This is a genomic window from Gilliamella sp. ESL0250 (assembly GCF_013345045.1).
Classification (GTDB): Bacteria; Pseudomonadota; Gammaproteobacteria; order Enterobacterales; family Orbaceae; genus Gilliamella; species Gilliamella apicola_H.
On the sequence record NZ_JAAEDV010000003.1, the window covers coordinates 19385 to 33816 of the forward strand.

Annotated in this window: 13 protein-coding genes; all 13 read left to right on the forward strand. The window is 35.4% G+C overall.

What is annotated here, in order from left to right:
* Positions 1–439: 439 nt before the first annotated feature.
* The 13 genes from miaB to GYY69_RS03310 all read left to right on the forward strand — a co-directional run bounded on the left by miaB (position 440) and on the right by GYY69_RS03310 (position 14377).
* Positions 440–1867, forward strand: a complete 1428-nt coding sequence (gene miaB, locus GYY69_RS03250; RefSeq protein ID WP_174796410.1) for a tRNA (N6-isopentenyl adenosine(37)-C2)-methylthiotransferase MiaB — start codon at positions 440–442, stop codon at positions 1865–1867.
* Positions 1868–1944: 77 nt separating this feature from the next.
* Positions 1945–2424, forward strand: coding sequence for a hypothetical protein (locus GYY69_RS03255; protein ID WP_174796411.1), 480 nt, complete (start codon positions 1945–1947; stop codon positions 2422–2424).
* 25 nt (positions 2425–2449) lie between these two features.
* Positions 2450–3472, forward strand: coding sequence for a PhoH family protein (locus GYY69_RS03260; protein WP_174796412.1), 1023 nt, complete (start codon positions 2450–2452; stop codon positions 3470–3472).
* A 72-nt stretch (positions 3473–3544) separates the two neighbouring features.
* Positions 3545–5428, forward strand: a complete 1884-nt coding sequence (gene mrdA / locus GYY69_RS03265) for a penicillin-binding protein 2 (protein WP_194240593.1) — start codon at positions 3545–3547, stop codon at positions 5426–5428.
* A 2-nt stretch (positions 5429–5430) separates the two neighbouring features.
* On the forward strand, positions 5431–6537 hold the full coding sequence (gene mrdB / locus GYY69_RS03270; protein ID WP_238786510.1) for a peptidoglycan glycosyltransferase MrdB: 1107 nt from the start codon (positions 5431–5433) through the stop codon (positions 6535–6537).
* 14 nt (positions 6538–6551) lie between these two features.
* Positions 6552–7733, forward strand: coding sequence for a serine hydrolase (locus GYY69_RS03275; RefSeq protein ID WP_174796414.1), 1182 nt, complete (start codon positions 6552–6554; stop codon positions 7731–7733).
* Positions 7734–8190: 457 nt separating this feature from the next.
* Entirely contained in the window at positions 8191–8928 is a 738-nt protein-coding gene (gene rpsB, locus GYY69_RS03280; RefSeq protein ID WP_065638006.1) for a 30S ribosomal protein S2, read from the forward strand.
* A gap of 88 nt (positions 8929–9016) precedes the next feature.
* Positions 9017–9874, forward strand: coding sequence for a translation elongation factor Ts (tsf, locus tag GYY69_RS03285; RefSeq protein WP_174796415.1), 858 nt, complete (start codon positions 9017–9019; stop codon positions 9872–9874).
* A 118-nt stretch (positions 9875–9992) separates the two neighbouring features.
* Positions 9993–10727 carry a UMP kinase gene (gene pyrH / locus GYY69_RS03290; RefSeq protein ID WP_065587088.1) on the forward strand — a complete coding sequence of 245 codons (735 nt, stop codon included), beginning with the start codon at positions 9993–9995 and terminating at the stop codon, positions 10725–10727.
* 29 nt (positions 10728–10756) lie between these two features.
* Positions 10757–11314 carry a ribosome recycling factor gene (gene frr, locus GYY69_RS03295; RefSeq protein ID WP_065636398.1) on the forward strand — a complete coding sequence of 186 codons (558 nt, stop codon included), beginning with the start codon at positions 10757–10759 and terminating at the stop codon, positions 11312–11314.
* A 275-nt stretch (positions 11315–11589) separates the two neighbouring features.
* Positions 11590–12360, forward strand: coding sequence for a hypothetical protein (locus GYY69_RS03300; protein ID WP_174796416.1), 771 nt, complete (start codon positions 11590–11592; stop codon positions 12358–12360).
* 13 nt (positions 12361–12373) lie between these two features.
* Positions 12374–12775 carry a HEPN domain-containing protein gene (locus GYY69_RS03305; protein WP_174796417.1) on the forward strand — a complete coding sequence of 134 codons (402 nt, stop codon included), beginning with the start codon at positions 12374–12376 and terminating at the stop codon, positions 12773–12775.
* Positions 12776–13171: 396 nt separating this feature from the next.
* On the forward strand, positions 13172–14377 hold the full coding sequence (locus GYY69_RS03310) for an MFS transporter (RefSeq protein ID WP_174796418.1): 1206 nt from the start codon (positions 13172–13174) through the stop codon (positions 14375–14377).
* The last annotated feature ends 55 nt before the right edge of the window (positions 14378–14432 follow it).

Sequence of the window (14432 nt, forward strand, 5' to 3'; positions counted from 1 at the left end):
TTTATTTTCTATATGAGTTAATCGCAAATAATAACATAAATTATAAAGATATTAAAAAGAATGATTCTTATCTTCACCCACTTTTTAATCAATAACGCATCCATTTTTAATGTTATAGCTCAATTAGCATTTAATAAACAATTATATGATATTACAAAATTGATTTTATTGGTTTTTATCCATCTTAACATCAGATGGTATATTTGATAATAGTAAAAATAACAAAACATCTTAAAAAGTTTTTTATACTAAAACACATATCTACCTGAAACTTCTTGACAGTATTTTTAGGGATTCTAAAAGGCCTATCTAACGTTTTGCGTTGCCATTTTTTATTTTATTATAGACCCTATAACTACAAAGGATTACAATATGGCTCGCTAAAATCGCGGATTTAAACCCGTTTTCATTTTAACAATTAAATATAGCTGAGTTATTGATGAGCAAAAAATTACATATCAAAACTTGGGGCTGCCAAATGAATGAGTATGACTCAACAAAAATGGCAGATCTCCTTGAATCCACCCATGGTTTAACATTAACAGACAATGCCGAAGAAGCTGATATTTTATTACTAAATACCTGCTCTATTCGAGAAAAGGCTCAAGAAAAGGTCTTTCATCAATTGGGACGTTGGAAAAACTTTAAACAACATAATCCAAATATCATCATTGGTGTTGGTGGTTGTGTTGCTTCGCAAGAAGGTGCTCAAATTCGTAAACGTGCACCATTTGTAGATATTATTTTTGGACCGCAAACTTTTCATCGCTTACCTGAAATGATTGAACAGATTCGTAGTGGTAACGATAATCATATTGTCGATGTTAGTTTTCCTGAAATTGAAAAATTTGATCGCCTGCCAGAGCCTCGTAGCGAGGGACCAACCGCATTTGTTTCTATAATGGAAGGATGCAATAAATATTGTACTTATTGCGTGGTTCCTTATACTCGTGGCGAAGAAGTTAGCAGACCTTGTGATGATGTCATCTATGAAATTGCGCAACTGGCTGAACAAGGTGTGCGTGAAGTCAATTTATTAGGTCAAAATGTTAATGCTTATCGTGGACCAACGTTTGATGGTGATATTTGTTCCTTTGCTGAGTTATTACGCTTAGTAGCAGCCATTGATGGTATCGATCGCATTCGCTTTACTACCAGTCATCCAATTGAATTTACTGATGATATTATCGACGTTTATCGTGATACACCAGAGCTAGTTAATTTTTTACATTTGCCGGTACAAAGTGGTTCAGATCGTGTATTAAACTTAATGAAACGTACGCATACCGCGCTTGAATATAAATCCATTATTCGAAAATTACGTAAAGTGCGCCCTGATATTCAAATTAGTTCGGATTTTATCGTCGGTTTTCCGGGCGAAACACAAGAAGATTTTGAACAAACCATGCAACTGATTGCTGATGTTAATTTTGATTTAAGTTATAGCTTTGTTTATTCATCGCGCCCAGGTACACCGGCTGCTGAAATGGAAGATAATGTATCAGAAGAGGAGAAGAAGCAACGTCTTTACATTCTTCAAGAACGAATCAATCAGCAAGCCATGCAATTTAGCCGTCGTATGTTAAATACTGTTCAACGTATTTTAGTTGAAGGTCCGTCCAAAAAAGACCTTATGGAATTAACGGGTCGAACAGAAAACAATCGAATTGTTAACTTTGAAGGTCGTCCTGATATGATTGGCAAGTTTGTTGACGTTGAAATTACTGATGTTTATCCAAATTCATTACGAGGAAAAGTGATTAGGACTGAAGATGAAATGGATCTACGTGTAAGCGAATCACCAATGTCAGTTATATCACGAACCCGAAAGGAAAATGATTTAGGCGTTGGGATCTATCAACCGTAAAAGTGAAACGTAAAATATTTAGCTAGTTTTTATAATAGAACTTAGAAAATAATTAAATAAAGGATAGAAAGGAAAATATGTTTATTATTTTTGGAACTCGCGGAAGAGAAGTTGACGAACATAGTGGACAATTTAATTGCCCAAATTGTTGTTCACAACAAAATATTACTAACGACGAAAAACAACAAAAATATACGCAGATAAAAGTAGCTAAGTATTTTACACTGTTTTTTATTCCTATTTTCAGTTATGAAACATTAGGGCGTTATATAAAGTGTAATGAGTGCAATAGTGATTATAATGAAAAAGTGCTCGAATATGTGCCGCCAACATTTGAAGAACAAGTTGCATCATATGTTGAACAAGAGTTAAAAAGCGGAACACCTATTTCAATGCTGGTCAATAAATTAAAGGCACAAGGATTTGATGAAAAACAATCAACAAATGCAGTAGATAATGTTGTTAACGGAAACATTGTTTCTTGTCATCAATGTAAAATGGATTTTTTTAAAGGCGTTGAAAAATGTTCTTTATGTGAACAGCGTCTTAGTAATTAAAACTAATTGATTAGAGGTTTTATCTTTGAATATTACGACACATGAAACCATGCTTGAACCAGCTGATAATCAGCGGCTCAATAGTCTTTGTGGTCCTTATAATGACAATATTAAACAACTTGAGCGCCGATTAGGTATTGAAATTAATCACCGTGGGAATTTATTTGCAATAACTGGTGATAGAATTTGTGTGCAAGCGACTGTCGATATTTTGCAGTCTCTTTATAAACAAACCAAAATAAAAGATAAAATTATTGATATTGAACCTGAGCAAATTCATTTAGCAATTAAAGAAACAGGTGCGCTTGAAAAGGTCAGTGAACACTTACCTGCTTATATCGATCATCAAGGCGGAAAATTAGTAACGATTAAAACTAAACGAGGTTTGATAAAACCCCGAACCGCGAACCAAGCACAATATATTGCGCATGTTTTAGATTATGATATTTCATTTGGCATTGGACCTGCTGGAACAGGTAAAACCTATTTAGCAGTAGCTGCCGCAGTTGATGCGCTTGAAAAGCAACAAATTCGCCGTATTGTATTAACTCGACCTGCTGTTGAAGCAGGTGAAAAATTGGGTTTTTTACCTGGTGATTTAAGCCAAAAAGTGGATCCTTACTTACGTCCACTTTATGATGCCTTATTTGAAATGCTTGGCTTTGAAAAAGTCGAAAAATTAATTGAAAAAAGTGTGATTGAAGTTGCACCACTCGCCTATATGCGTGGGCGAACGTTAAATGATGCGTTTATTATTCTTGATGAAAGCCAAAATACGACTATTGAACAGATGAAAATGTTTTTAACCCGTATTGGCTTTAATTCAAAAGCGGTCATCACTGGCGATATCACCCAAATTGATTTACCTCGTCATCAAAAATCGGGTTTACGTCATGCTATTGAAGTACTCAGCCAAGTTGAAGAAATTAGCTTTAATTTTTTCAATAGTGAAGATGTGGTGCGTCATCCAGTGGTTGCTAGAATTGTTAACGCTTATGAAAAATGGGAAGAACAGCAACATAAGCCACAAACAGAAAAAAGTATTTAGAGGAGCTCTATTATCTCTATATCAAGTAAAAAAAAGAGAACGAACATTCGAGATCATTCAGCAGAAGCAACGTTGTTTTTTCGCAGAGCGTTATTTTCATTTGTTGTTATTATTATTTTAATTATTATTTTGCTGGTTAACCTTTCGGGGTTACAGATTTTGAATTACAGTTATTACAGCACAAAATCCAATGATAATCGCATTGAAATTATTCCTATTCCACCTAATCGCGGCATGATTTATGATCGTAATGGTACCCCATTAGCCATTAATAATATTACATATCAATTAAATATCATTCCCGATAAGATAAAAAATCTCAATGAACAATTTGAACAGTTAAAAAGTATCGTCGATTTAACTGATGAAGATATTGAAAATTTCCAAAAAGAACGTCGTAATTATAAAGCGCACAGGCCTGTTCCATTAAAAGATAATTTGACCGAACAACAAATTGCTCGTTTTGTTGTTGATCAGCATCGGTTTCCATATGTTTCAATCGCCGATATACAGCATCGCTACTACCCTTATGGTGCATCTCTTACTCATATTCTTGGCTATATTTCTAAAATTAACAGCCAAGATAAACAGCGTTTAGATGATGAAAATAAAACCAGTGATTACGTGGCAACGTTTAATATCGGCAAAATGGGAATAGAAAGGTATTACGAAGACGTATTACACGGAACGCCGGGTTATGAAAAGGTTGAAGTCAACAGCCGAGGGCGTATTGTCCGACAACTTAACCAGCATCCACCGAAAGCAGGCGAGGATATCTATTTATCTATTAACCTTAAATTGCAGCTTTATATTGAGCAATTACTCGCTGGACGTAAAGCAGCCGTAGTTGCTATTGATCCGAATAATGGTGAGATTTTAGCCTTGGTTTCTAGCCCAAGCTATGATTCCAATCCATTTGTAGGCGGAATATCAAGTAGTAAATATAGCGAATTGCTTAAAGATCCAAATAAGCCTCTTTTTAATCGGGCTTTACTGGGCGCTTATCCGCCTGCTTCGACTGTGAAACCTTTTATTTCTATTGCGGCTTTAAGTGAAGGTGTTATTTCACCAAAAAGTGTGGTTAACGATCCCGGTTGGTGGCAATTACCTGGTACTGAACGACGTTATCGAGACTGGCTTAAATGGGGGCATGGTCGCGTTGATGTATTAAGAGCGATTGAAGAATCAGTTGATACCTACTTTTATCAAGTTGCCTATGATATGGGGATTGATCGCTTAAATTTATGGATGACTAAATTTGGTTATGGTGAGCGAACAGGTATTGATATATCACCAAACGAAGAAACTCGTGCGGTTATGCCGAGCCGTGAATGGAAAATGAAGCGCCATAAAAAGTCTTGGTTACAAGGCGATACCATTCCAGTTGGTATTGGTCAAGGTTATTGGACGGCAACCCCAATCCAAATGGCAAAAGCATTAACGACCTTGATCAATAATGGTAAAACTTACACACCACATTTTTTATTATATAAAAAGAGTGATATTTTAAATTCAAATGAACATCAACCAATAGTTAATTCTGAAAATTATATCGAAACAAATAGCTTAGTTGATGTCAACCCAACTTATTGGTCACTTGCTAAAGAAGGTATGAACCGTGTCATGTTTGGATCACGAGGAACGGCACGTAAGATTTATGCTGATGCAAAATATCAGGCAGCAGGTAAATCAGGTACCGCACAAGTTTACGGTTTGAAACAAGATGAAATCTATAATGCGCATAAGATCCCTGAGCATTTACGCGATCACGCATTATTTATTGCTTATGCCCCTTACGATAAGCCAAAAATTGCATTAGCCATTGTTTTAGAAAATGGTGGGGGCGGAAGCTCGAACGGTGGTGCGGTAGCGCGTAAAATCTTAGATTTTTACCTTATTGGTAATAATTCAACAGAGCTAGATGAACTATCATCCAATACAGGAATAGAGGACTAATGATGAATAATATCAAAAAGAGTTTTTGGCAAAAAATACATATTGATCCCCTGTTCTTTTTATTTATTACATTATTGCTTGCTTATAGCCTTTATATTCTTTGGAGTGCAACTGGGCAAAGTATTGATATGATACAAAAGCGAGTAATACAAATATTGCTTGGATTTATTGTAATGATTGTACTGGCTCAGTTTTCACCCAGAACCTATGAAAAGTGGGCACCATATCTATATGTCGTTTGTATTTTGATTCTATTATTAGTGGATATTTTTGGTTATACCAGTAAAGGCGCACAACGTTGGTTAGATTTAGGTATTTTGCGGTTTCAACCTTCCGAAATAGCCAAAATAGCGGTGCCATTAATGGTTGCCAAATTCATTCATCGTGACGGATGTCCGCCACCATTAAACACCACCTTACAAACACTTGCTATTATTGGCGTACCGACGTTACTTGTTGCGATGCAGCCCGATTTAGGTACCGCAATTTTGATTGTCATGTCAGGCATTTTTATTATCTTTTTAGCGGGCATGAACTGGCGCTATATTCTTGTTGCACTTATTTTAATAGCAATATTTTTACCGATTATGTGGTTCTTTTTAATGCATGATTATCAGCAAAAACGCGTATTAATGCTGATCAACCCTGAGCTTGATCCAAGTGGGGCTGGCTATCATATTATTCAATCGAAAATAGCAATTGGATCGGGCGGTATATGGGGTAAAGGTTGGCTTGAAGGTACACAATCGCAACTTGAATTTTTACCAGAGAGGCATACCGATTTTATCTTTTCAGTTATTGCTGAAGAGTTTGGTTTTGTTGGATCTATCGTTTTACTGATTCTATTTTTATGCTTAATTGTGCGCGGGCTGATTATTGCTACGCAAGCCCAAACCACATTTGGGCGAATCTTATCGGGTGGGCTAATTTTAGTGTTTTTTGTTTATGTGTTTATTAATATAGGTATGGTCAGTGGAATCTTACCTGTAGTTGGTGTACCATTACCACTCATAAGCTATGGGGGCTCATCTTTAGTCGTATTAATGGCAAGTTTTGGCATTATGATGTCTATCCACACACATCGATATATGTTATCTAAAAATATTTAACGGAATTTAAATAAATGACAAAGAAATTTAAATTATCTTTTGCTTTTTTCGTGCTTACAGTTTGTTCATCAGCATCGGCCGAAATGGCATTTCCTATTCCAGCTATTCCACAGTTAGATGCTGAATCTTATATTTTAATCGATGCAAAATCAGGTGAAATTTTGGCGCAATATAATGCTGAACAGCAGCGCGATCCGGCAAGTCTAACAAAAATGATGACCAGCTATGTGGTGGGTCAAGCGCTACAGACAGGGCGCATTAAAAATGATGATATGGTTGTGGTCAGCAAAGACGCATGGGCGACAGGTAACCCAGTGTTAAAAGGGTCATCATTAATGTTTTTAGAAGTCGGTAAAACGGTATCGGTTTCTGATCTTAACAAAGGCATCATTATCCAATCTGGTAACGATGCGTGTATTGCTATGGCTGAGCATGTTGCTGGTAGCCAAGGTGCTTTTGTTAATTTAATGAATGATTACGCCAAAAAAATTGGACTAAATCATACCCATTTTGAAACTGTACATGGACTTGATGCACCAGGGCAATACACAACAGCCAAAGATATGGCCTTTTTAGGACAAGCATTAATTCGTGATTTACCTGAAGAATATTCCATTTATAAACAAAAAGAATTTACCTATACCCTATCAAAACCCCAACTTAATCGAAATGGATTACTTTGGGATACCACATTAAATGTAGATGGCATCAAAACAGGTCACACCAATGCCGCAGGTTACAATTTAGTTGCTTCAGCGGTTGATGGCAATACTCGTTTAATTTCAGCGGTACTGGGTGGTCGCACCTTTAAAGGCCGTGAAGAAGAAAGTAAAAAGTTATTAGTCTGGGGATTCCGCTTTTTTGAAACCGCAAACCCTATAAAAGCAGGTACGCCATTAGCGACCGAAACGGTTTGGTATGGTGATGAAAATAAAGTTCAATTAGGTGCGATTGATGGATCTTATATCACTGTACCAAAAGGCCGCTCTGCAGATGTGCAAGTTGAATATAAAATTGATGATTATATTTATGCCCCAATCACTAAAGGCACTACAGTGGGTAAAATGCAGTTTCTATTAGATGGCAAAGTGATTAGCGAACAACCTCTGGTTACTTTACAAAACATCGAAGAAACAGGATTTTTCGGTGGTATATGGGATTGGATCTGCCTACAGTGCCATAAGTTATTCAGCTAATTTTTATTATCATTGTTCTGTAAGCGGACGCTTACAGAACAACCTACCCCCTCAAAAAATATAATCTAATATAAAAATCACCGCTCAAAAATTGTTATAAAAAATATTGATTTTATTTAAGTTTTTATTGTTTGTTTTAATATTTGCTTATTAAATAAATAATGTAAGCTTAATAAAACTTACCTACATCTAAATAACGATAATTAGCTTCTCTAACAGCTAATAAATAGAAATAAAGCTGGTAATCTTATACTTTTTATGGTATAAAACGCGCGCTACATTTCATATTATTTTTTTGTAAAATTAATGATGAATAAAAGTATTAAATTTAATGATTAATTAACGTTATAACACACACATATCATTACACTTTTCCGGGGTGCCTTTTATCTTGTGTAATTAGGTCGGTTAAAGCGGATATGTGGAGGCATAACCCCAACGTCAAAATGAGGAAATCATGACTACAGTATCAATGCGCGATATGTTACAAGCGGGTGTACACTTTGGACACCAAACTCGTTATTGGAACCCAAAAATGAAACCATTTATTTTTGGTGCACGCAACAAAGTTCATATTATCAATCTTGAAAAAACAGTACCATTGTTCAACGAAGCATTAGCTGAATTAAACAAGGTTGCTGCTCGTAAAGGTAAAATTTTATTTGTTGGTACAAAGCGTGCAGCTAGCGAAGCAATTAAACAAGCAGCTGAAAGTTGTGGACAATACTATGTTAATCACCGTTGGTTAGGTGGTATGTTGACTAACTGGAAAACAGTACGTCAATCAATCAAACGTTTAAAAGATTTAGAAACACAAGCTAGTGATGGCACATTTGATAAATTAACCAAAAAAGAAGCACTTATGCGTGCTCGTGAAATGGCTAAATTAGAAAATAGCTTGGGCGGAATTAAAAATATGGGTGGCTTACCTGATGTGATCTTTGTGATTGGTGCAGACCACGAACATATCGCTATCAAAGAAGCTAACAATTTAGGTATTCCAGTCATTGCTATTGTTGATACTAACTCAGATCCTGATGGAATTGATTACATCGTACCAGGTAATGATGATGCAATCCGTGCAATTCAATTATATGCTAATGCAGTTGCTGAAGCAGTACGTTCTGGTCGCGAGCAAAACCAATCTCCAGTATCTGAAGAAAGCTTCGTAGAAGAAGCTCCAGCAGCAGAGTAATAAACTCAAATATTTTCAGGGTCGATACTTAATGCTATCGACCTATTCTAATGAAAGTTATCACAATGGTTAAATAGAGGATTAAAAAATGGCTGAAGTTACCGCTTCTATGGTAAAAGAACTGCGCGAAAGAACTGGCGCAGGTATGATGGAATGTAAAAAAGCATTAGTTGAAGCTAATGGTGATATCGAACTTGCAATTGACAACATGCGTAAATCAGGTCAAGCAAAAGCCGCTAAAAAAGCAGGTCGTGTTGCGGCTGAAGGTGTTATTATTTCTAAAATCTCTGCGGACAAAAAATTTGGTATTATCTTAGAAGTGAACTGTGAAACAGACTTTGTTGCGAAAGATGCTGGATTTTTAGCATTTAGTGATAAAGTTGCTGAAGCAGCATTAACTGAACGCACTAGTGATATTGCTGCACTGCAAGCTAAATTTGAAGAAGAGCGCACAGCTTTAGTTGCTAAAATTGGTGAAAACATCGGCATTCGTCGCGTTGCACAAATCGCTGGTGATGTTGTGGGTAGTTACCAACATGGTGCGCGTATTGGTGTATTAGTCGCTGCTAATGGTGCTGATGATGAATTAGTTAAACATATTGCAATGCACATTGCTGCAAGCAAACCAGAATATGTTGATCCAAGCGATGTTCCAGCTGATGTTGTTGAACATGAACGTAACATTCAAATCGATATCGCAATGCAATCAGGTAAACCACGTGAAATCGCTGAAAAAATGGTTGAAGGCCGTATGCGTAAGTTCACTGGTGAAGTATCACTAACTGGACAACCATTTGTTATGGAACCTGCAAAAACAGTTGGCGAATTATTAAAAGAAAAGAGCGCAGCAGTTGCTTCATTCATCCGTTTTGAAGTGGGTGAAGGTATTGAAAAAGTTGAAGTTGACTTTGCTGCAGAAGTTGCTGCAATATCGAAACAATCTTAATCGTTTCAAAAAACCGCCGTTAAGGCGGTTTTGTTTATCTACAAAATATTTTAAAATTACTATAGGCTAATTTTTTAGCTTATTGAGTAATAAAACAACGAAATAGTGAGACTTCAGTATGGTGACCCCTTTCTATAAACGTATTCTTCTTAAACTCAGTGGCGAAGCACTACAAGGCGACGAAGGTTTTGGTATTGATGCAACCGTTCTAGATCGCATGGCGCAAGAAATCAAAGAGCTAATTGAAATGAATGTTCAAGTCGCTGTTGTTATTGGGGGCGGTAATCTATTTCGGGGTGCAGGGCTTGCTAAAGCGGGAATGAACCGAGTTGTTGGCGATCATATGGGAATGCTAGCAACTGTAATGAATGGTCTTGCGATGCGAGATGCGTTACACCGAATTGAAGTCAATGCCCGTTTAATGTCAGCCATTCCATTAAACGGTGTATGTGATGATTATCGCTGGACCGAAGCAATTAGCTTGCTTCGTCATGGTAGAGTGGTTATTTTGTCTGCTGGAACAGGCAATCCATTTTTTACCACCGATTCAGCAGCATGTTTACGTGGTATTGAAATTGAAGCTGATGTTGTTTTAAAAGCCACCAAAGTTGATGGTGTTTATTCGGCCGATCCCGTTAAAGATCCAACAGCAACACTTTATAAAACATTAAGTTATGACAAAGTGCTTGATGATGAACTTAAAGTGATGGATTTAGCTGCATTCACATTAGCAAGAGATCATAATCTACCCATTTGTGTCTTTAATATGAATAAACCTGGTGCATTGCGTCGCGTTATTTTAGGTGAACAAGAAGGGACATTAATTAATAACAAAGCAACAGTAACCAGTTAATTATCTTTATTTTAAATAAGGCTTTTATTATGTTAAACGAGATTCAAAAAGAAGCGCAAACGCGCATGGAAAAAAGCATTGATGCGTTTCAAAATCATATTTCTAAAGTTCGAACCGGTCGTGCATCACCAAGTTTATTAGATGGCATTATGGTTGAATATTACGGCAGCCCAACGCCACTGCGTCAACTAGCCAACATCGTTGCTGAAGATGCAAGAACGCTAGCTATCACCGTATTTGATAAATCATTAACCCCAGCTATTGAAAAAGCAATTTTAACGTCTGATTTAGGGTTAAACCCAGCATCAGCAGGTACTGTTATTCGCGTACCATTGCCACCACTAACAGAAGAACGCCGTCGTGATTTAACTAAAATTGTTCGTAACGAAGCGGAACAAGGTCGTGTATCTATTCGTAATATCCGCCGTGATGCCAACGATCAAATCAAAGCGTTACTAAAAGATAAAGAAATTTCAGAAGATGATGAACGTAAAGCACAAGATTTAATCCAAAAAGCGACAGATGCCGCAATTAAAAAATTAGATACAGTGCTTGCCGATAAAGAAAAAGAGTTAATGGAATTCTAATTCTTCTACTTTTTCCCTTTTCTTCTAAACGCTCTGTTTTATAAAGCAGAGCGTTTTTCCCTTGAAAAACTAATTTTTATACTGAAACCTATTTTAGGATGGAAAATACCAATATAAGTAATCTAAATTTTTATTGGTTGATAGGAAAAATCTTTTTCTTGTTAATCATAAGCAATAATTTATAATGATTAATTACTGGACGTCCGATATTACTATCGCTTAGTTATTTTATGTATTATTCAATTCAATTCAATTCTGTATAAGGATTATCAACGATGGCAAAATCTAATGTACCTGCAACAAAAAGCACAATGATATTAGATAAGCTAATACAGATTCTTTTTTCTGAACGAACTTTCGAAGGTTGTGAAGAATTTGAGTTCCGTAAAGATTTGAAGCCTTTTCCTCAAGGAGACTTAATTGGGGATCAATTGTGGGCATTTTTTTATGCTTGTAAGAGGGATGTTTCAACTGCATTATCGCTATTTGAAAAATCTTTTTCTTATAATGAATCTTATTTTATGATGAATTATATAACCTATTTATTTGATATAGGTTTCATTAAAAAACATATTGCAGAAATCATTAGGGCAAATAATCAAATTTCAAATAACTCTAATTTTTTAATATATTTGTTTGATGCATATTTATGGAATGGTAATTTTGAGGGAATTAATAAAGTATATCAAGAACTTGATAAATTAAATAAAAAAGATGTTATTTCTGAGTTATCTCAACGCCTTGATTCATGGCGTCAATTTCAAAGTAATTTAAAATTGAGTGATGAAAATATGCAATTTTTACTTAAAACTTTTCTTGATATAGCAGATACCTATCGGTTATCACATTCTCAAATTTGTTGTGAGTATTATCCAGACGATGATATTAATATTATGATACTAACAACCAACGAAACTGATTTTGTACGTTTGGCTAAAATAGATGGTGAGTTGACTGATAAAATTGCTGAAAATGAACTCCTTCATGATAAGGCTTTCGGCGTCTCTATTCGTTATCTAAAATCAGAATATCAAGTTATTACTTAGGAGGCGAAAGTAAGTGTCAGTAAACTGCAAAGACTTTCTCTCTTTTGCTGAAGATTCATTAAAACGGAATGATGAAATCTGTTATCGTAATGCAATTGCTAGAGCATATTATAGTTGTTACCATGCTATCTTATCTCCAATCAATTTTAGATTACCTAAAGATGAACCATCTCATAAAAGTGTGACCGATTATTTAGCAGCTCCGGGTAAAGATGAAGCCATTCCAAGAATGAAATTAATTTCTTTAAGGGCAAGATTGTTAGAGCAAAAAGCACTTAGAATTAAATGTGATTACCATTTACAAGAAACATTAGACAAAAAAGAAGCCGAACTTAGTATAGCTAAAGCTAGTAAATTTATACAAGATATAGAAGAATTTATACCTTTATCAAATGACTCAGCGCCAAACTCTTAACTATTACTACCTTTAAAAATAGCCCATTTAAAAAATATAGAAAGTCCCCCCTCAATGATAACGGTAAAAAAGCATTTAAAAATGTAATATAGACAGATGTAATATTTACTTTTTTAACTATTATTCAAAAAAAACAACCTAATTATCCTCAACAAAACCGGCTTATATCCCATGCTTTTAAGGCATACATAACTATAAAATATAAGTATTTTACATAGATTGATGAAGTGCCTATACTTTTTTGAAGTTAGTTATTTTAAACTATTTCTGCTTGTGTTATCCGCTCTAATCTTATCTATATAGATAAGTTGGTTTTTGGTTTAGAGGCATTTTACTGGCCAAGGTTTCAACGTTAATTCCACTATGGAGCTAGTTGAATAAAAGGTACTTTATGTCATGAAAACACTATTATCGTGTCAGACAGAATCAGAAAAAACATCCCATTGGTCTGCTGTTTTTTCATTATTTATGGGGGTAACCAGCCTTATTGCGGCTGAGTTTATTCCTATTAGTTTATTAACACCTATTGCACAAACATTAAAAATTACTGAAGGAATGGCAGGTCAAACGATCACTGCTGTTGGGATTTTTGCTGTTATTGCAAGTTTGCTACTAGCGCCGCTAACAAAAAAAATAAATAGACGATTAGTGTTATTAACGCTCTCTATTTTATTGATGATAGCTAATATATTAGTCGCATTTACACCTAATTATATCATTCTACTGATAGGGCGCAGCATATTGGGGATATGTGTTGGTGGCTTTTGGTCCATGGCCTCAGCGGTGACGCTACAACTTGTACCGACAAAAGATCTATCTCGTGCATTAAGTATTATCTATGCTGGTGTTTCAGTGGCAACGATTATTTCACTACCATTAGCAAGCTATTTAGGTAATCTGATTGGTTGGCGAAATATCTTTTTGCTATCGGCATTACTGGGTGCTATCGCCTTTATTTGGCAATTTATTGCATTACCTACTTTACCTGCACAGCAAGGTAATAGTTTTAAAAATATGTTTTTTCTCTTAAAACAGCGCTGGATAACGATAGGAATAGTAGCTACGATATTTAGTTATGGGGGATATCACATATTTTTTACATATTTAAGACCATTTTTAGAACATAATCTTGCCTTGCAAACAAATACCCTCTCTACGCTTTTACTTCTATTTGGCATTGCTAACTGTATTGGCACCCTTATTGCCGGTTTTGTGATGGGTAAACAATTTAAAATAACGATGATAGTTATTCATTTTATTTTATTGATGCTTGCTATTATTTTAATGTTTATCAATAAAAATATAACATTCAATATGTTAATCGTTATTGTTTGGGGGTTGATGTTTGGTTTTATTCCGGTAGGTTGGTCTACTTGGATTGTACGTACACTTGCCGATAAAGCCGAAATGATGGGCGGATTATCTGTTGCGGCGATTCAATTTTCTATCGGATTGGCAGCGGCAATGGGAGGCATCATCTTTGATCATAAGGGGATGCAAGGTATCTTTTTTAGTTCTGCGCTAATTTTTTTATGTGCCTTGATATTAATTAAACTCAGCTTTTGGTTATTTACTCGTGTAACAGCACATCCTATTGCATAGTAATATTTTTTGCAATTGATTGAAAATATTAAATTAAAATTCACTTATTAAAAGG